At 57.3% G+C, this 19,222-nt stretch carries 18 protein-coding genes; 7 read left to right on the top strand and 11 right to left on the bottom strand.

Annotated elements, in window-relative coordinates:
- Nucleotides 1-89 precede the first annotated feature (89 nt).
- Nucleotides 90-1,562 carry an SPOR domain-containing protein gene (locus ACFSE1_RS02430; protein WP_377396020.1) on the top strand — a complete coding sequence of 491 codons (1,473 nt, stop codon included), beginning with the start codon at nucleotides 90-92 and terminating at the stop codon, nucleotides 1,560-1,562.
- A 104-nt stretch (nucleotides 1,563-1,666) separates the two neighbouring features.
- A complete protein-coding gene (locus ACFSE1_RS02425; protein ID WP_377396017.1) occupies nucleotides 1,667-1,936 on the top strand; it encodes a hypothetical protein in 270 nt (89 codons plus the stop codon).
- A gap of 299 nt (nucleotides 1,937-2,235) precedes the next feature.
- Here ACFSE1_RS02425 and ACFSE1_RS02420 read toward each other — a convergent pair whose 3' ends face one another.
- Both ACFSE1_RS02420 and ACFSE1_RS02415 read right to left on the bottom strand, forming a co-directional pair.
- Nucleotides 2,236-2,673, bottom strand: coding sequence for a DUF1489 family protein (locus ACFSE1_RS02420; RefSeq protein WP_377396014.1), 438 nt, complete (start codon nucleotides 2,671-2,673; stop codon nucleotides 2,236-2,238).
- A gap of 72 nt (nucleotides 2,674-2,745) precedes the next feature.
- Entirely contained in the window at nucleotides 2,746-4,143 is a 1,398-nt protein-coding gene (locus ACFSE1_RS02415) for an L-serine ammonia-lyase (protein ID WP_377396011.1), read from the bottom strand.
- A gap of 159 nt (nucleotides 4,144-4,302) precedes the next feature.
- Between ACFSE1_RS02415 and ACFSE1_RS02410 the strand changes: the two genes are divergently transcribed.
- A complete protein-coding gene (locus tag ACFSE1_RS02410) occupies nucleotides 4,303-4,992 on the top strand; it encodes a DUF599 domain-containing protein (RefSeq protein WP_377396009.1) in 690 nt (229 codons plus the stop codon).
- A gap of 48 nt (nucleotides 4,993-5,040) precedes the next feature.
- Entirely contained in the window at nucleotides 5,041-6,003 is a 963-nt protein-coding gene (locus ACFSE1_RS02405; protein ID WP_377396571.1) for an acetyltransferase domain-containing protein, read from the top strand.
- A 74-nt stretch (nucleotides 6,004-6,077) separates the two neighbouring features.
- Here the strand turns inward: ACFSE1_RS02405 and ACFSE1_RS02400 are convergent, their stop codons facing one another.
- Nucleotides 6,078-6,464: a MerR family transcriptional regulator gene (locus ACFSE1_RS02400; RefSeq protein ID WP_377396006.1), complete on the bottom strand. Its 387-nt coding sequence runs from the start codon at nucleotides 6,462-6,464 to the stop codon at nucleotides 6,078-6,080.
- Nucleotides 6,465-6,548: 84 nt separating this feature from the next.
- Nucleotides 6,549-7,964, bottom strand: coding sequence for a magnesium transporter (gene mgtE, locus ACFSE1_RS02395; RefSeq protein ID WP_377396003.1), 1,416 nt, complete (start codon nucleotides 7,962-7,964; stop codon nucleotides 6,549-6,551).
- A 196-nt stretch (nucleotides 7,965-8,160) separates the two neighbouring features.
- Between mgtE and ACFSE1_RS02390 the strand changes: the two genes are divergently transcribed.
- A complete protein-coding gene (locus ACFSE1_RS02390) occupies nucleotides 8,161-8,658 on the top strand; it encodes a peptide deformylase (RefSeq protein ID WP_377396000.1) in 498 nt (165 codons plus the stop codon).
- Between the two features lie 61 nt (nucleotides 8,659-8,719).
- On the top strand, nucleotides 8,720-9,217 hold the full coding sequence (locus ACFSE1_RS02385) for a BON domain-containing protein (protein WP_377395997.1): 498 nt from the start codon (nucleotides 8,720-8,722) through the stop codon (nucleotides 9,215-9,217).
- 12 nt (nucleotides 9,218-9,229) lie between these two features.
- Here ACFSE1_RS02385 and ACFSE1_RS02380 read toward each other — a convergent pair whose 3' ends face one another.
- The 6 genes from ACFSE1_RS02380 to gyrA all read right to left on the bottom strand — a co-directional run bounded on the left by ACFSE1_RS02380 (nucleotide 9,230) and on the right by gyrA (nucleotide 17,565).
- Nucleotides 9,230-9,658: an OsmC family protein gene (locus ACFSE1_RS02380; RefSeq protein ID WP_377395994.1), complete on the bottom strand. Its 429-nt coding sequence runs from the start codon at nucleotides 9,656-9,658 to the stop codon at nucleotides 9,230-9,232.
- A gap of 16 nt (nucleotides 9,659-9,674) precedes the next feature.
- Nucleotides 9,675-10,757 (bottom strand): alpha-hydroxy acid oxidase, encoded by a 1,083-nt coding sequence (locus ACFSE1_RS02375; RefSeq protein WP_377395991.1) that lies wholly within the window; start codon nucleotides 10,755-10,757, stop codon nucleotides 9,675-9,677.
- A complete protein-coding gene (locus tag ACFSE1_RS02370; protein WP_377395988.1) occupies nucleotides 10,754-11,413 on the bottom strand; it encodes a tetratricopeptide repeat protein in 660 nt (219 codons plus the stop codon). The genes ACFSE1_RS02375 and ACFSE1_RS02370 overlap by 4 nt, the downstream gene beginning before the upstream one ends.
- Nucleotides 11,410-12,096 (bottom strand): Fe2+-dependent dioxygenase, encoded by a 687-nt coding sequence (locus ACFSE1_RS02365; RefSeq protein ID WP_377395984.1) that lies wholly within the window; start codon nucleotides 12,094-12,096, stop codon nucleotides 11,410-11,412. The genes ACFSE1_RS02370 and ACFSE1_RS02365 overlap by 4 nt, the downstream gene beginning before the upstream one ends.
- Nucleotides 12,097-12,171: 75 nt before the next feature.
- Entirely contained in the window at nucleotides 12,172-14,454 is a 2,283-nt protein-coding gene (locus tag ACFSE1_RS02360) for a TonB-dependent receptor (RefSeq protein WP_377395981.1), read from the bottom strand.
- Between the two features lie 276 nt (nucleotides 14,455-14,730).
- Entirely contained in the window at nucleotides 14,731-17,565 is a 2,835-nt protein-coding gene (gyrA, locus tag ACFSE1_RS02355) for a DNA gyrase subunit A (protein WP_377395978.1), read from the bottom strand.
- A 271-nt stretch (nucleotides 17,566-17,836) separates the two neighbouring features.
- Here gyrA and ACFSE1_RS02350 point away from each other — a divergent pair, with 271 nt between their 5' ends.
- On the top strand, nucleotides 17,837-18,466 hold the full coding sequence (locus ACFSE1_RS02350) for a MarC family protein (protein ID WP_377395975.1): 630 nt from the start codon (nucleotides 17,837-17,839) through the stop codon (nucleotides 18,464-18,466).
- Between the two features lie 75 nt (nucleotides 18,467-18,541).
- On the opposite strand, the gene ACFSE1_RS02345 is transcribed toward ACFSE1_RS02350, so the two are convergent.
- Nucleotides 18,542-19,084 carry a single-stranded DNA-binding protein gene (locus ACFSE1_RS02345; RefSeq protein ID WP_377395972.1) on the bottom strand — a complete coding sequence of 181 codons (543 nt, stop codon included), beginning with the start codon at nucleotides 19,082-19,084 and terminating at the stop codon, nucleotides 18,542-18,544.
- Between the last annotated feature and the right edge of the window lie 138 nt (nucleotides 19,085-19,222).

Here is a 19,222-nt window from a genome sequence, read left to right as displayed (position 1 = left end):
TGGTAAGGCTAACCCCCTATTGTGGCCAGAACGGTGCTGCGGGGGCAGCCGGAAAATAACAACGTAATTGGCAATGAGTGAGTGCAGCCGTGCTGAATAAAGTCAACACAACATCCTTCCCCAAGGGTGGCGCCTCGATTTTCAAGAAGATCGTCGGTTTCTTTTGCGTCGTCGTCGCTTTGTCGGCATTCAATCCAGAGACGGCATCCGCCAATCCGAAATATGCGGGTATTGTCGTTGACGCCAAGACTGGCAAAGTCCTTTACTCGGATGATCCGGATTCCCTTCGTTACCCCGCCTCTCTGACAAAGATGATGACGCTCTATCTGACCTTCGAGGCGCTCGAGGCAGGCCGCTTCACGCTCGATAGCCGCGTTCCTGTATCGGCCCATGCCGCTGCTGAGCCCCCCTCCAAGCTCGGCGTCCGTGCGGGCGGCTCCGTCACTGTCGAGCAGGCCATTCAGGCACTTGTCACACGCTCTGCCAACGATATTGCCACTGCACTCGGTGAGTTCATCGGCGGCAACGAAGCCCGCTTTGCCCAGATGATGACCAACAAGGCGCGCGCCCTTGGTATGACGCGCACGACCTATCGCAATGCCCACGGCCTGCCAAACACCGCGCAGATGACGACCGCCCGTGATCAGGCTCGTCTCGGCATTGCTCTGCGTCAGCATTTTCCGCAATATTACAGTTACTTCTCCACGCGCGTTTTCCGCTTCGGCAAACAGGCCATCGGCAACCATAACCGCCTTGTTGGTTCCGTTGCTGGCGTCGATGGCATCAAGACTGGCTACACCAGAGCAGCAGGCTTCAACCTCGTTACCTCCGCACAAATCAACGGTCGCTCCATCGTTGCCGTTGTTCTGGGTGGCACTAGCTCCGCAGCGCGCGACTCTCAGATGCGCAAACTGGTCGCGACCTATCTGCCAAAGGCTTCCCAGGGCGCAACCAGCAATCTGATCGCACAGGTGCGTACTCCGGCCCAACCGGTCCCGGCCAGCGTGCCGACGCCTATTCAGCCAGAGCGTTCTGTGGCATCGGCAGTCACAGCCGAGCCTGAGATTGAAGTGGCAGAGGTTGAATCGGCGCCGCGCCCAGTTGCTCGCTTGGCCGAGCAAAAGCTGCCGGGCGCCTCCGCCTACGCCTCTGAACCGAAGAGCAAGGCTGCGGAAGCCGCTGTGGCAGCTGCCATGACCGCTCCTGTTCCGGTGCCGCCAGCCGCTACGACTGACCGCGCCGAGCAGGAAACCGACAAACTGACGACCGCATCGACACGCCGCGCGCCGGAACACGCCGCTAATGACAACACTCCGGCCGGTTGGGTTATCCAGATCGGTGTTTCGCAAAGCCGCGATTCTGCCATGGATCTGCTGGAAAGCGCTAAGGAAAAGGGTGGCAGCTTGCTTCGTTCGGCAAAACCCTTTGCTGTCGCTGTCGCGGCAAATGGTAGCCAGGTCTATCGCGCTCGCTTTGGTGGCTTCGACGATCAGAAGTCCGCCGTCAACACCTGCAATGGCTTGAAGAAGAAGGGCGTCTCTTGCTGGGCAGCCCAGCAGTAAGCTCTTGAATTCACGAGGGGCGAGCGTTTTTCACCCCTCCTATTATTCGCCCGCCGGGCGGATATTTTTTCGATCCTCGATTGTATCGCGTTACGAGGTCAAACATGGCAATGAACGAGAATAATCTCGACTTTCCCTTGCCGGCCAATTCACAGGGCCGAATGGGTGGAAGCGGGTTGCATCCGCTGCATGAGGCAGCGCTGCGCCTTACGGGTATGGGTATCAACCGCCCGAGAGAACGTACCAAAGATCTGGTGACCATGCTGCTTTCTCATGGTGCACGCGCCTGGCGCCACGCACAGCCGAGGGCAGGTATTCACCTGCATGTATCACCGCGCGGCGGCCGCTTCCCATTGCGGTTGAGGGTCCGGTGAAGTCAGCTGACGATGCGTGCCCCTGGATATGGGGGCACGTGGTGATTCTGGGGTAAGAGTTAGAGTACCCCCGGCAGAAATGGCTAAACAGCCTCACATCCTGTCTGCATGAAAACAGATAGATGGTGCATTTCAGAAGCCTTCGTCTAACCGGACATGCTCTGAGGGTTTCCCTCAGTGACGGGATGCCGTCATTTCCAAGAAATCCGGCAGCATGAACAGGTTAGCCCGTTCTGGGGCAAACATTTGGTAAAGGTGGGTGCATACGGGCTTTGCCCGAGAGCATCGCGCTTCGCTTTTTAAAGTAGTCCCAGTTCTGCAAGCTCCCGCCGAAGATCCTCCGGCATGGCTGCAACATCGTCACCAATAGCACCCAGATCTCGCGGGGCATCCTCTGCCTTGAGGTATCGCCAGCCTTGAAAGGGGCGTTTCGGTTGCGGCGCCGTTTCAATGACTTCCGGCCCCAGCACAAGATTGCAACGCGTTATGCCGTCACCACCGGTAAAGGTCATAATGTCCAGAAGCGGCTGCCGTGCGGCCACCTGCCCTTTGATGACCCAGTAAAGGGAGCCACCCGGCAGGATCTCATCCAGACGCTTCGGCACCATTCTGGTCGTGTGAATGGTATGCGGCTGGAGCCCAGCGGCAATAGCCGTGAGCGAGGATTCTGCGACCCACTCCTTGAGATCTTGAAGTGATTCAGCGCCGACGCAAAGCTTGATGAGGTGAAGAGCCATAAGCTGCTAAAAGACCCTTGGCGGCCTCAGGTCAAGACTCTTCCTCTCAAGCATCATCAAAAACGGCGTGTTTCAACACTCAACTACGTTGACGGCGAGACCGCCTGTTGAGGTTTCCTTGTATTTCTCGCTCATGTCGTTGCCAGTCTGCCGCATTGTTTCAATGGCCGCATCCAATGGCACGAAATGCGTTCCATCGCCCTTGATGGCCAGCGAGGCGGCCGTAACAGCCTTGACGGCACCAAGGGCATTTCTTTCGATGCAGGGCACCTGAACCAGGCCTGCGATAGGATCGCACGTCATGCCAAGATGATGCTCCAGTGCAATTTCTGCCGCATTCTCAACCTGCTCAGGCGTACCGTCCATCACTGCGGCGAGGCCAGCCGCGGCCATGGCAGCAGCTGAGCCGACCTCGCCCTGACAGCCGACTTCCGCGCCCGAGATGGACGCATTGTGCTTGATGATGCCGCCAACGGCGGCAGCCGTGAGCAGGAAGTTATGGACATCCTTGGTCGTCGCATCCTCATGGAAATGCAGGAAGTAGCGGATCGTCGCCGGAATGACGCCTGCGGCCCCGTTCGTTGGCGCAGTCACCACGCGTCCACCGGAAGCATTCTCCTCATTGACGGCCATGGCGTAGACACTCAGCCAGTCATTGGCCAACAAGGGGTTTAGCCGGTTACTGCGCGAATCCGCCGTCAGCTTTTCAAAGATGGATTTAGCGCGCCGCCGGACCTTCAGCCCGCCCGGCATGATACCGTCGACCTTGAGACCGCGATCGATACAGCTCGCCATGGCCGACCAAATGGCGTCCAAACCATCGTTCAGCTCCTGCTCACTCATCTTTGTGAGTTCGTTGGCACGCTTCATATCGGCAATGGACAGGCCCGAGGATCGCGCCATTTCCAGCATCTGTTTCGCCGTGGAGAATGGATAAGGCACACGATCTGTCGATTGCGCCTTTTGCCCTCGCATTGCCTCCAGTTCAGTATCCGTAACGACGAAGCCGCCGCCGATCGAATAGTAGATGCGTTTCAACAGCAGACGTCCGTCCTTGTCGAAGGCTGAGATGCTCATGCCGTTGGCGTGGCCTGGCAGGGCCTGCTTCTTGTCGAAGATCAGATCTGTCGCTGGCTGAAAATCATAAGGCGGATGGCCGGGAGGTGTGATCTTGCCGGTGCGTTCCACCGTGGCGATGATTTCATCCATCTGGTCGGGATCGACCTTGTTCGGCGCCTCTCCCATAAGACCCAGGATAACCGCCCTGCCCGTTCCGTGGCCAATGCCGGTGAAGGCAAGCGAGCCATGCAGGCTGGCCTTGATGGAAGCGACGCGAGCATTGGAAGGCCGCGGCCATTCATCCGACGCCAGAAGAGCAAGAAACCGGTTGGCGGCCGACATGGGACCCATTGTGTGCGAGCTGGAAGGCCCAACACCAATCTTAAATACATCAAATACGGATAAGAACATGTAACATCTGCCCCAATTGCGCCATGGCGGGATAAGCTACAAAGCTTATCTTCACTGTCCAGACCTGCTTGCGACTTAGCATCTATCATTCCACGACGCTTGTCGTTAATCGGAATTTGCCGCATACAAAACGCCACCGAAATGCCTTCCTGGATTGTCATGACGATCGTCGATGTTATCGCTCTCGCCTTCTTCGCCGTGCTTTGGGTCGGGTATTCCTGGCTGACCAGCGGCGAGCCGGTTTTGCCAAGAAAAAGCCTGAACCAGGTTATGGCGGAGCGCAGACGCCTCTGGATCTACAATTCATTGAAGCGCGACCTGAAAATGATCGACACACAGATCATGGCGGGTCTTCAGAACGGAACGGCATTCTTCGCGTCCACATCCATCTTCGCCATCGGCGGCTGCTTTGCGCTGCTGGGCGCGACAGATAAGGTGGATGCCGTGCTCGGCGATCTTGCCTTCGTGAACTACAGCGGCAGAGCGGCATTCGAGGCCAAGGTCGTGGGCCTGACCGCCCTGTTCGGCTACTCGTTTTTCAAGTTTGGCTGGTCCTATCGTCTCTTCAACTATTGCACCATCCTGTTTGGCGCCTTGCCAATGGCAAGCGATACGACCGCATCGCGGGTTGAAACAGAAAAGGCGGCGGAGAACGTAATCCGGATGAATGTTATTGCCGCCCGCCATTTCAACGCTGGCCTGCGCACAATTTTTTTATCCATTGGCTATCTCGGTTGGTTTATTGGGCCCTACATGTTCATGGCATCGACGCTATTCGTGATCGTCGTGCTGACGCGCCGCCAGTTCTTTTCAGAAGCTCGGCACGCGCTGATGGACGACAAGCCGTAAGAATTTCAAGGAAACAGAGTTTTGGCACACCCTGAAACCGCTGGCTCGATGCTGCGCACGCCGCGCATTTTGCTGATAGACACTCTGCGCGGCATAGCCCTCATCGCAATGGCATCCTACCATTTCACATGGGATCTGCAGTTCTTCGGCTATCTGGAAGCGGGAACAGCAACGCAGGGGCTATGGAAGCTGTATGCTCGCTGCATCGCCACCAGCTTTCTATTCCTCGTGGGTGTCAGCCTTGTACTTGCCCACACGCCCGACATTCGCTGGCACTCCTTCAGCAAACGATTGGGAATGGTGGCCGCCGCCGCGCTCATCATCAGCGTAGGCTCCTATCTTGCCCTGCCAAACGAATGGATCTTCTTTGGCATCCTGCACAACATCACAGTTTCGAGCCTGATTGCATTGGCGTTCCTGCGGCTTCCGCCACTCATCACAGGCTTTGTTGCGCTCATAATCCTCGGTGCCATGGTGCTTACCAACTGGGTCATGCCGGGCATACTCAGCCATCCGGTTTTCGATAGTCGCTGGCTTGCATGGATCGGTTTTGCACAAACAATGCCAAGATCGAACGATTACGTGCCGCTTTTCCCATGGCTGGCTGCGGTTCTGGCAGGCGTTTCAATAGCTGGGTTTCTGCGCCAGAACGGCAGTTTTGCGCGGCTGGCGGCACTGCAACAGAAACCGAACATCCTGACGCGCGCCGGGCAGCACAGCCTGATCTTCTACCTCGTACATCAGCCGGTCTTGATCGGCATTGTCTATCTCGCCTCGCTGGTGATCCCCCCGCCCGCACTCGATCTGGTGCAGGACTATAAGAACAGCTGCACGCCAGCCTGCATGGGTCAGGCAAATGATGCCGGCCTTTGTGAACGTTTCTGCGGCTGCACGGCACAGGAGCTTTCCAATCAATCGCTCCTGACGCCGATGTATAGGGGCCAGATCAACCCGAATAGCGACGAGCGTGTACAGACCATCGTGCAACAATGCTCTGCACCGGCCCCCTAAAGCCTGCCACAAAAACAAATTCGGGCTGCCCGAGATTGGCAGCCCGAAGATGAAAAACCTATGAGTTGGAAAATTCAGGTTCCGACGCCGATTTCAGCCAGACGCGTCAGGCACGCCTCTTCCACATTATCCAGCTCGCTCAGCGTATCATCAATGTCCTTGCGCTTCTGGCGCAGTTCATCTCGCTTGGCATCCACCTTCTTCATCAACAGCTTCAGCTGACCGATCTCTCCCGGAGGCTCCTTGTAAACCTGAATGATTTCGCGAATCTCGGCGATTGTGAAGCCGATGCGGCGCCCGCGCAGGATCTCCTGAATGAGCCGCCGATCCGCCGCACGGAACAGGCGCGTGCGACCGCGACGTTCCGGGTGAATGAGCCCCTCATCCTCATAGAAACGCAGCGTGCGGGTAGAAACACCGAACTCGCGCGTTAGCTCTGTAATGGTATAATACTTGTTCACGCCTTGATCCTGTGTGAGGCTTCAAATTAATTGACTTTTACGTGCAAGTCAATTTTGGAGCAGCACCAGGCATGCACGTCCGTTTCAGCTGATGGCAAACCACCATGTTGCGAGGCCGAGAAACGAGAAAAATCCTGTCACATCCGTCACCGTTGTGACGAATACGGCAGATGCGACCGCCGGATCCACACCCACTTTATCGAGCAGCAGGGGGATCATGATGCCAGCGAGGGCCGCGGCCATCATATTGATCAACATGGCTGCCGCGATAATGCCGCCAATATTGGGGTCGTGGAACCACAGGCCCGCCGCAAGTCCAATCAGCACGCCGAAGATCATTCCATTGAGAAGGCCAACACCGGCTTCGCGTCGCACCACCCGCCAGGCATTGTAAATGTCGAGATTGCGGGTCGCCAGAGCACGTACCGTAACGGTCATCGTCTGCGAACCGGCGTTACCGCCCATGCCCGCCACAATGGGCATCAGGACCGCCAAGGCCACGATCTGTTCGATAGTTGCTTCAAACAGCGAGATCACCGAAGCAGCCAGGAACGCGGTGACAAGGTTCACCAGCAGCCACGGCACACGAGAGCGCGATGTTTCCGGGATGGTATCAGATAGCTCTTCATCGCCCACACCACCAAGGCGCATGATGTCTTCTTCAGCCTCTTCCTGAATAACGTCGACGACATCGTCAATTGTCAGGATACCGACCAGCCGCCCGTTTTCATCTACGACGGCAGCAGACAAAAGGTCATACTGTTCGAAAAGCTGGGCCGCCTCTTCCTGGTCCATATCCGCAGGAATAGGATAGTTCGTCTCCCGCATGATCGTTTCGATCTTTACCTGACGCTTGGTGCGCAGAATGCGGTCAAGATCGATGACGCCGAGCAGCTTGAAAGTCGGGTCGATCACAAAGATCTGCGTGAAGCTATCGGGCAGCTCCTCTTCATCGCGCATATAGTCAATGGTCTGCCCAACGGTCCAGAAGGGTGGAACAGCCACAAACTCCGTCTGCATGCGGCGGCCAGCCGAGCTTTCCGGATAGTCCAGGGCGCGGCGCAGGCGAACCCGTTCGGTAAACGGAAGTTGCGCCAGGATTTCCTCTCGGTCTTCCTGATCGAGGTCTTCAAGGATGTAGACGGCGTCGTCCGAGTCGAGATCGCCAATGGCCGCAGCAATCTGCTCATTCGGCATTTGGTCGACGATTTCGAGACGGATTGCCTCGTCAACCTCTGTCAGTGCCGTAAGGTCGAAGTCGTCACCCAGCAGTTTGACAAGCGCCAGGCGCTGTTCCGGCACTATGGACTCGAGAAGGTCGCCAAGTTCGGACTCGTGCAGCGTCGCAACGTTTTGGCGAAGGAAAAGCAGATCGCGGTCGGCAATTGCCGCGCCAACAAGCGCCAGAAAATCAGAACGTATCGCGCCGTTTTCGGCATAGATGTCGTCGTGGCTTTCCTCAGCAGGCGGACGTTTGCGGTCTTCCTCGATATGCGTCATCGCCGCTCCTTGTCCTCGGATACCAAACCCGCTCTCCTGCGCTTTTCATGCGGCAGAATGGCTGGCAAAAGCCGATTGTCAACAAGCGGATAGCGCAATACCTTGATTGTTGATAGCCCCTTTCTCACGCAGCAGCCAGAACCGTCATCCGGTCTGTTTTCCGCATTTGCCTGCGTTCCCGCAATGGAGCCTCTCTTTGTCGATCCGATCCATTCTTCGCTACCCTGCCCCGCAATTGTCCGAATCTTGCAAGCCGGTATCAGTCTTCGACGACAGCCTGAAAAACCTTTGTGCGGATTTGCTTCATACCATGCGCGCGGCACCCGGTGTCGGGATAACGGCACCTCATATTGGCGAGATGCTGCGTGTGTCCGTGATTCAGTTATCACCGGAAGAAAAGGTGCATTATCACATCAACCCCAGCATTCTTTCCGCGTCTGGCGGGATGCAGCGCTTCACGGAAGGCAGTGTCTCCATGCCGGGAATGACGGATGAGGTGGAGAGGCCAAGTCACATTCATTTTCGCTATCAGGATCTGGAGGGCGTCTTTCACGAGGAAGAGGCGGATGGCTTCCTCGCGACCTGCATCCAGCATGAGATCGACCAGCTCGACGGCATATTCTGGATCAAGCGGCTCTCACGCTTGAAGCGGGACCGCATCCTGAAAAAGTGGGACAAGCAGAACCTGCGCTGATAGAGCGAACCATCCGCGCCCCCACGCGTTATCCGCCCACCAGACCCATAGGAGGCGGATCATGCCAGCGAAGAAGACTGAGAACGACCTTCCCCGCGAGGAAGATTATCGGGACTACGATACGCGCAACATCGATGATGGCTGGCCCTATGCCGATCAGGCTGGTGCCACTGCGGGCGCGGTCGGGAATGCAGCCTATGGTGATCCAGACGCCAACTTCGACCGCGAACGGAACAAGGGCTATCAGGTAGATAGTGCCGACGAGTCCGGCCTGGAAGAGTCGACCCCGGATCGAACCACGCCTGCCACCCAGGGGCTGGAAGAGGCCGATGATCTGGAAGAGCGTGTGAGCGATGCCATCGAGGCGCTGGATCTTGTCGCTATGGAAACAATCGACATTCGTGCGGACGGAACCACAGTGACCATTGAAGGTGAAGTGGATGATGAGCAGACCGCTCGAAAGATTATCGCCCATGTCAAACGTGTGCCGGGCGTCGGGCGCGTCGTCAACGCACTCACGCTGCTAGGAATCGATAGCCTGATCCCTGACGACGACTGATCGCTCTATCCATCAGCCCGCGTGGACGGATATCGCCAGGGACGGCGAAAGAGCCAGCGTATTGCTCACGGTACATAGTTCTTTCGCCAGCGCGACAATGTCGTGGCGCTGGCGATCATCGAAATCGCCGTGAATGGTGATCGCTGCCTTCAGCGACTCGACGCGCGAGGGCCCCTCATGCGCCTTCTCGCCGCTGATCTGCACCTCAACATCATGAAACTTTTCCAGATGCTGAAGCTTGACGACAGCACCTTTAATGCTGAGCACAAGGCAAGCCGCCAGCGACGAGTAGAGGAGGTCAAGCGGGTTGAACCCCGCCTCTGAAACGCCGGTCACAACCTCCAGCTCGCCGCCAGTCGCAGTTTGCAATGTGGCCCTGCCGCGCGCCGCAAGCCTCGCTGTTGCACCTGTTTCCCTGTGCTTGACCTTGATTTCAACCATGAGCGCCCCCGTTCTATCAAACAGATAAGAGCACCGAGTGATCGATATCCGCAAGGGTGGCGCAGCCGATAACTGCCATGGCGGCCTCAAATTCCGTCTGCAAAATAGTCAGCATGTGGGCAAGCCCATCCGCTCCCCCCACGGCAAGCGCATGAAGCACGGGTTCCCCCACCAACACCGCACGCGCACCAAGCGCCAAAGCCTTTACAATATCGGTGCCGCGCCGAATGCCGCCATCGGCGATAACCGGTATGCGCCCAGCCACACGCCCGCAAATAGCGGGCAACACGTCCAAAGCGGATGGCAAGCTATCCAGCACCCGGCCGCCATGATTGGAAACAATGATGCCGTCAATCCCCAAGGCTATGGCTCGCTCGGCATCTTCCGCGTTCAACACACCTTTCAGCAAGATCGGAAGGCGGCATTGTTCGCGCAACCAGGCGATATCTTCCCAGCGAGAACTTTGTCGCAACATTCCCTGAAATACCGGGCTTCCTGACACTGCGCGCACGGGGGCGGCACCCGTCAGGCCATCGAGATTCACCGGCCGAATAGACGGCGGCAGTACGAAACCGGCTCGCTGCTGCTCATTGCGCATGGCTGTAACAGGCGCATCGACTGTGACGACAATGGCAGCATAACCAGCCTCCTCCGCCCTTCTTGCAAGGACAAGGCTTTCCGCGCGATCCGCCTGCAGATAAAGCTGAAACCATAGCGGAGCGGTCGCGCTTGCGGCGATCTGTTCGAGCGAAACGCTGGACAGCAAGCTTACCGTCATCCACGTTTTCGTCAGGCCAGCCGCATGCGCTGTTGCAACCTCTCCATGCGGATCAACCAGTTGGTGATAGGCTGTGGGCGCAAGAATGATGGGATAAGCCAGATCGACGCCGAACAATGTGCTTGCCGCTGTTGCCTCGCGAAGATCGGCAAGAACCTTCGGCATCAACATGTATCTTTGGAACTGGTCTCGATTACGGGCTCTGCTGAACCCATCTGCCGCAGGACCACTGATATAGGCAGCGATTGCGGGATCAACCATCTTGTGAAAATGGCGCTCGTAATCCGCGAGACAGACCGTATCGCCAGGCACACTTTTCATCGGTTAGAAGCCCCGTCAATCATGCGGCATCGTGCTCGCTCCGCGATGTTCCGCAACTGCTCCTGCGGAGCTTTCTGCAGCGCCTGCCAAAGGTGGCGATAGTAATCGTGAAACCCGGCCGAGAGAGAAAGTTCAAAGTAACGCACGGCCGCGCCCTCTGCGCCTGCCAGCAGAGAGAGCCTGGCCGCATTGAACATGGCCCAGCAGTCGCCGGCATCTGCGCCCGCCTGAAAGAGCGCCATGGCAGCATCACAATCCTTTTCGACGACACGCCCCTCCTCGTGGAAAAGGCCCAGCATATTGAGTGATTTGCCAAGCCCTTTGCGTGCCGCCTCAACATAAAGCGCATAGGCAGCGGCCTCATCTCGCAGCACGCCAGCGCCACGCACATAGAGATCGGCGAGGTTGAACATCGCCCAGGCGTCCCCCTGTCGCGCCGCGGCATCGTAATAGGCAGCAGCGGAAACCGCATCGGCAACTGTGCCCCAACCGCGCTCATAGGCGCGTCCAAGCATGTTCAGGGCGACTGGCTCACCGCTGCGGGCAGCGGCGCGAAAATGCTCGATTGCCTGTTCATGCTCACCCCGATCAAGGTGCATTTGACCGAGAGCCAGTTGCGCCTCAACGATTGAGGGAGGTTCATGCGTAGTCGTCACAGCTCTGCCCAGCGCCTCAGCAGATTGTGGTAGTGGTTGACCAGACCCAGCACGGCAGGATTGTCATCCCCAAGCTGCTGGCGCGTCTGGATGATCGCAACATCGAGATCATAGAGCATGGCTCGCTGGCCATCGTCGCGCACCATGGATTGTGCCCAGAAAAAGCATCCCCAACGGCTGCCCCGCGTGACGGGCATCACCCGGTGAAGGCTTGATGAGGGATAGACAACCATGTGGCCTGCCGGAAGCTTGACGGCATGGGTCCCGAACGTGTCTTCAATAACCAGTTCGCCGCCCTCGTAATCATCCGGGTCGGTCAGGAATATCGTCGTTGAAACATCGGCGCGCATTCGCATTCCACCGGTTCCCGGCACGGTGCGGATGGAATTATCAACATGCGCCCCGAAGGTCATGCCCACATCATATCTGTTGAACATGGGAGGCAGAACGCGCAGTGGCAGCGCCGCAGAATTATAGGTGGCGTTGCGCCCAAGTGCCTGCATGACCAACTCGCCCAGATCCAGCGCTTCCTGGCTATCCACCGGAATTTGCAGATTGTTCTTGGCTTTGGCGGCCTGGTCTCCCGCTGTGACCTTGCCGTCAACCCATTTCGAAGCTTCCAGAACGGAGCGAAAATGGGCCACCTCCTCGGGTGTCAGCACGTCGGGGATCTCTATCAGCATGTTCCTGGCTTTCTATTACGAACGCAAACACGCGCCGCTGAGAGCGGCGCGTGAAACTCGTCACTTAACGCAGTATCAGAAGGTGGTTCCGATATTCAGCATGACCGTCCGGCCTGACGAAGGAACGGCGCGTCCCCCCTGGCCCGACTGGTAGTTCTGGTGGTCCGTCAGATTGTAACCGTTGAGGGACACTCTGAACTTGTCAGTCTGGTAGGATACGACTGCATCAAGCGAGAAGGATTGCGGGATTTTCTGTGTGTTCGCCGTATCCAGCCAATAGGCGCTCGCAAGCTGGATGCCGCCGCCGACCTGCAATTTGCCCGGCAGAACCGCAGAGACTTCTTCTGCCAAAGTGTAGGTCGTCCAGAGATTGAAGTTATGCTTCGGGACATTGGGAGCTTCACGACCGATATCTGCTGCCGTGGCAGAAGACGTGATTTCTCCGTCGAGATAGGCGTAATTGGCAAAGACGCTCCACTTATCGGTGACCTGGCCGCTGATGCCTGTTTCGACACCACGTACGCGACGGCCCGTGGAAACCTCGCCCAAGCCACCCGGAAGCCCGGTAACTTCGTTGTAGGAGTTATCCTTGTCCACTTGGAAGAAGGCACCCGTCAGACCCAGCTTTCCATTAAGAAGGTCGACCTTAACTCCCACTTCCCAAGTATCAGAAACTTCAGGTGCAAGCGGAGATGTTCTGGATGGCAGCTCTGTGGCGAGGCCCGTTAAGGCCGCAATATCGGTGGAAACCGGCTTATGTGTGCGCGAGAACGACGCATACATGGAGAGGTTGTCGGTTGGCTCCCAGATGACACCGAAGGATGGATTGAGATCTGTATTGCTCTGAGACGCTTGCAGGGCTGCCTGTTCAACCTCGGATTTGAAGTAATCCAGACGCAACCCGCCAAGAACAGAGAACTGGTCTGTGAGGTACAGACGGTCGCTGGCGAAAAGACCGACATTGGTCGCGTCCAGCGTGCGCTTGGCAGCATAATTGTAGACCGGGCTGAAATTGTAGTTGTAGCGCGGATTGAACAGCGATTCGCGGTTACGGTTCGCCCAATTCGGCCAGCTGCCCTCTACACGTTCATCGTTCTGGTGGCTCACATCCAGGCCGACGACAGCCTTGTTCTTAAAGCCGCCAAGTTCGAATTCCATCTGCGCCGAGCTGACATTCTGGATCGCCCAGCCATCCTGCTTGTAGGTCAAACCACCGCCCGCGCTGAGGGCGTAAGTTGCGGATGTCCTGCGGTTGAAGAAGTCAGTGGCGCAGGTCGATGTGGCGCTATCCGCGCAAGAACCGGTCACTGTGCCGCCGAAATCACGCCCATAGAACGTCAGGCGCGTATCGTTGGTGACCGTCAGCCAATCGTTCAACTCAGACCTGATAGCAGACCCCAGCATATGGTTATTGGTGACGTCCTGGTTTGTTGAGCGAACATAAGAGATCGACGGATCGAAGCCGAACTCCGCTGCCGGAAGATAGATTCCGTCCCGGCCGCGGACCATGGGCTGACCGTAATCCGGTACACCGTCGCCATGCAGGTAGCTATAGCTCAGATGCCACTCTGTCTCCGTGCCGAGGCCCATGCCGAAATCCACCGCGAAGCCGCGACGATCCGAGGTGACGTGGTCTCTATCCGCGACGTTCTGTTTGTGAAACAAGCCGTTAATACGAATAGCGGTGGTGTCGTTGATCTGATAGTTGGTATCGACCGTCGTGCGATATGTCGGACCGCTGCCAACACCCTGATCCACCTTGGTGAAGTTCTCGAGGCGAGCGCGCTTCGTGCTCTGGTTGATCAGACCGCCCGTGTTACCGGCGCCGAAATTATCACCCGCTGGCCCTTTGAAGACCTGGACATCCTCGGTGTTGAACGTATCGCGCGAATAGACGCCGAAGTCGCGCAGTCCATCGACATACACATCGCTACGCGCCTGAAAGCCACGAATGCGGAACTGGCTACCATTCTGGCCACCATTGCCTTCGCCGGTGGAAAGGGTAATGCCAGGAACGTTGCGAAGAGCCTGCTCCAGCGTGGTTGCGCGCTGCTGCTCGATGACCTCTGCCGGAACGACGTTGACGGTCTTCGGCGTTTCCTTGATCGAAGCGTTCAACCGCGCAATGCCCGTTGTGCGCTGATTCGTATTTGCCGACCGAGCACCCTCGCCGGTCACCGCCACGCGATTGAGAACCACTTCATCGCCTGCTGCTGCGCCGGCGGGCTTTGCTGCCGCTGGTTGGCTCTGCGCCTCGGCCACTGCCGGAATGGCTGAGATGGAAACGGCAAGCCCAGCCGTAGCCGCTGCCCCGGACATGAGCGGGCGAAGCGAACCTATACGTAACTCTTGTTGCATTAAACTCTCCTGAGACCGTTGGACAAGCTTCAGCCCGCGCTAGCAACACGCGCCCCTAGAGGTCGGCTTCCCCAGCCCGCCTAAAACCTGCCTCATTCGCTCAACTATTAAGATCAAAAAGTGGAGTCAATAGATCTTGATTATCGTAAACAAGAAATATGACTCCTAAACTCATGTATGAGCCGCACTTAAAATATGTCTGACGGGAAACATAAAAGCCGCACCAGCAAATTGCTGATGCGGCTCGTAAAATCCTGAAGAAGTTGGGCAACAGCTTTACTCGGCTGTATCCTCTCCGCCTGAGGGCGGAACGCTGTCACCCAGATCGCCGGTTTCGGAGACAATCTCGTCAGGCAAGGAACCGTTTTCTTCACCCTCGCCTTCCGGCTCACTGATACGCTCTACCGAAACAACCTTCTCATCCTTTGCGGTAGAGAAGATGGTGACGCCCTTGGTCGCACGGCTGGCAATACGAATGCCGTCCACAGGAACACGGATGAGCTGGCCACCATTCGAGACAAGCATCAACTGATCCTTATCCTCAACGGGGAAAGCGGCAACCAACTCGCCGATTTCGTTGGTCTTCGAAGTATCCGTTGCGCGGATACCCTTTCCACCGCGACCCGACGTACGGAAGTCGTAGGAAGAAGAACGCTTGCCAAAGCCACGCTCGGAGATAGTCAGAACGAACTGCTCGTGAGCCTTGAGGTATTCATACCGCTCATCGCTCAGCTGCCCTTCTTCGGTCACTTCCTCGCCAACGAGCGCAATATCCTCTTCATCGACACCCGCCGCACGGCGTTCGGCGGCAGAACGCTTGAGATAGGCTGCGCGCTCCCAGGGCTCGGCATCCACATGACCGACGATGGTCATCGAGATCAGGCGATCACCTTCGGCAAGCGAGATACCCCGCACCCCGATGGAGTTGCGGCCGGCGAAGACACGCACGTCATCAACGGGGAAGCGGATGCACTGGCCAAGCGCAGTCGTCAGCAGCACGTCATCGCCCGGCAGGTTGAGGTCCACATTCGGCGGCGAGCAGGTCTCTACAGAGAGAATTTCATCTCCCTCTTCTTCCAGCTTCATTGCAATCTTGCCGTTCCGGTTCACCTGAATGAAATCGGAAAGCTTGTTGCGCCGAACCGTACCGCGAGTCGTGGAGAACATCACATCGAGGTTCTCCCAGCTCTTCTCGTCCTCTGGCAGTGGCATGATGGTGGTAATGCGTTCGCCGGGTTCCAGCGGCAGCATGTTGATCAGTGCCTTGCCACGCGACTGAGGCGTGCCAACCGGCAGGCGCCAGACCTTCTCCTTGTACACAATGCCGCGTGACGAGAAGAACAGAACCGGCGTGTGCGTGTTCGCGACGAACAGGCGCGTGACGAAATCCTCATCGCGCGTTGCCATGCCAGAGCGGCCCTTGCCACCGCGACGCTGCGCACGATAGGTCGTGAGCGGAACGCGCTTGATGTAGCCAAGATGCGAAACGGTGACGACCATATCTTCACGGGCGATGAGATCCTCATCGTCCATGTCCGGTCCGCCGTCCATGATTTCCGTCCGGCGCGGAGTGCCGAATTCGTCCCGCACAGCCGTCAGTTCATCCTTGACGATCTGCTGAATGCGCAGCCGCGACGAGAGAATATCCAGATAATCGCTGATTTCAGCGCCGATCTTGTTCAACTCGTCGGCAATCTCATCACGACCAAGAGCCGTCAGGCGGGCCAGACGAAGCTCAAGGATCGCCCTCGCCTGCTCTTCGGAGAGATTGTAGGTGCCATCGTCATTGATGCGGTGACGAGGATCGTCGATCAAGCGAATGAGCGAATCGACATCCTTGGCAGGCCAACGACGCTCCATCAACTGCTCGCGCGCCGTCTGAGGATCAGGCGCACGGCGGATCAGGCTGATGACTTCATCGATATTGGCAACCGAAATGGCCAGACCAACCAAGACATGCGCGCGCTCACGCGCCTTGCGCAGCAGATACTTTGTCCGGCGGCTAACGACTTCTTCGCGGAAGGTCACAAAGGCCTTCAGCATATCGATAAGTGTCAGCTGTTCCGGCTTGCCACCGTTCAGCGCCACCATGTTACAGCCAAAGGAGGTCTGCAAAGGCGTGTAACGATAAAGCTGGTTCAGGATGACATCCGCATTCGCATCGCGCTTAAGCTCGATCACGACGCGATAGCCCTGGCGGTCCGATTCGTCGCGAAGGTCCGAAATTCCTTCGATACGCTTGTCACGCACCAGTTCGGCAATCTTCTCGATCATCGCCGCCTTGTTCACCTGATAGGGAACTTCAGTGATGATGATCTGCTCGCGGTCCCCACGCATGGGCTCAACATGCGCACGACCGCGCATGATGACCGAGCCACGGCCGGTCTCATAGGCAGATTTGATCCCTGCACGACCGAGGATGAGCGCGCCCGTCGGGAAGTCCGGCCCCGGGATAATCTGCATCAGTTCCGGCAACTCAATCGAGGGATTATCGATGATTGCCACGCAGCCATCAATGACTTCACTCAGATTGTGCGGCGGAATGTTGGTTGCCATGCCGACGGCGATGCCGCCCGCACCATTGACCAGAAGGTTTGGAAACTTGGCTGGAACGACAACAGGCTCCGATAGAGTGCCGTCATAGTTGTCACGGAAATCGACTGTTTCCTTATCCAGGTCGTCGAGCAGTGAATGCGCCGCTTTCTGCAGGCGGCATTCGGTATAACGTTCAGCGGCTGGCGGATCGCCATCGATGGAACCGAAATTGCCCTGGCCGTCGATCAAGGGCAGGCGCAAGGACCAATCCTGCGCCATTCGGGCCAAGGCATCATAAATCGCCGCATTGCCGTGAGGGTGGTATTTACCCATCACGTCCCCGGTCACACGGGCGCATTTGACGTATTTCTTGTTCCAGTCGATGCCCAGTTCGGACATGCCATAGAGAATACGGCGGTGAACCGGCTTCAGGCCGTCACGAACATCAGGCAGCGCTCGGCTCACGATAACGCTCATTGCGTAATCGAGGTAGGAACGCTGCATCTCTTCCATGATGGAAATGGGTTCGATGCCAGGTGGCAGCTTTCCGCCGCCAGGAGTGCTCTGTTCAGTCAAATCGGATACGATCTCTGTTCGGAATCAGTCTGATGTTTATAGCCGATGCACCATCCAAACGCCAATTTCGAGGCAGGTTTTGAACAGTTCTTTGCGGCTGCGATATGGCCGGAAACATAGTGCTATACCAGCGGATAAAACAAGTGCCAGCCAGCACAGTCAAAGGCTCTATCAGCTACGAGAGACATTGACCACCTTTGCTTCTCAGCGGCCCCCTTTTACCTTAAAGCTTCACGCCGAGTCGTCATAACCGAACGAAAGAGTGGGGAAAATGGCCAGCACCGACAGCATTATGAGCGCATTCACCACCTTGCTGGTGACACTGGACCCACCGGGGCTTGCTCCGATCTTCCTCGGGCTGACCGCGGGAATGGACAGAATTCACCGCAGGCAGGTCGCCGTTCGCGGCACCTTGATCGCCTTCATGATTCTGGCGACCTTCGCGCTCTTCGGTGCCGGCATCCTTGCTATCCTCGGCATCTCCATGGGCGCGTTCCGCATTGCGGGTGGACTTCTTCTGTTCTGGATCGCATTCGAAATGATCTTTCAAAAGCGACAGGAGAGAAAAGAGGAAACCTCGAAAGTTGCAATCACGATCGACCATATTCAGCATATCGCGGTGTTTCCGCTTGCCTTGCCGCTGATTGCCGGGCCGGGCGCGATATCTGCCACCGTGCTTCTGGCTGGCTCATTTTCAGCGCCACTTGATCGAACATTGCTGATCGCAATGCTGGCTATTTGCATGGCAATCGTGTTGGCCGCCCTTATCGTGGCCGAGAAACTCGACCGTTTCCTCGGCATGACCGGGCGAGCACTGCTCACCCGCCTGCTCGGCGTTCTTCTGGCTGCGCTTTCGGTACAATTCGTGGTCGACGGGATCAAATCGGCCTTCAATACCTGACCGGCCCAGATGCCAAAAGCAAAAGCGGCCGAGTGATCCTCGACCGCTTCAAACTTCAATCAGAACAGGCTCCAATCAGAACGGGATGTCGTCATCGAGATCCCGGGCAAAACCACCGCTAGCGCCGCCGCCAGCGGAACCGCCCCGGCTGGACCCGGATGAGCCACGGTCGTAATCATCGCCGTAGCCGCCACCGAAATCACCACCGGACGAACTGCCACGACCACCGCCGTAGCCGCCACCGGCACCCGCTCCGCCGCCTTCACCGCGCCCATCCAGCATGGTCAGGGTGGAGTTGAAGCCTTGCAGAACAACCTCTGTGGAGTAACGGTCGTTACCGTTCTGGTCCTGCCATTTGCGCGTCTGCAGCTGACCTTCGATATAGAGCTTCGCGCCCTTCTTTACATATTGTTCGACGACCTTGCACAGGCCCTCGTTGAAGACGACAACCGAATGCCATTCGGTCTTTTCCCGGCGCTCGCCGCTATTGCGGTCACGCCAGCTTTCGGATGTTGCGATACGCAGGTTGGCGATCGGGCGGCCATCCTGGGTGCGGCGGATTTCGGGATCTGCGCCCACATTCCCGATCAAGATTACCTTGTTAACGCTACCTGCCATTTCATCACCCTGTCTGCCGCCAGCGGCATAGTCAAATTGAGTTTTGCGCACTCTACCCCATCGCCGACGTGGCGCGGTCAGGATAAGACCTTAATCCACAGTAAATGAGCGCGAAAATTGTTCTTTATTTGTTCTAAT

The sequence above is a fragment of the Affinirhizobium helianthi genome (genome assembly GCF_042680945.1).
Lineage (GTDB): Bacteria > Pseudomonadota > Alphaproteobacteria > Rhizobiales > Rhizobiaceae > Neorhizobium > Neorhizobium helianthi.
Note: the sequence above shows the minus strand (reverse complement) of the source record. Positions and strands in the feature narration are given on the sequence as shown.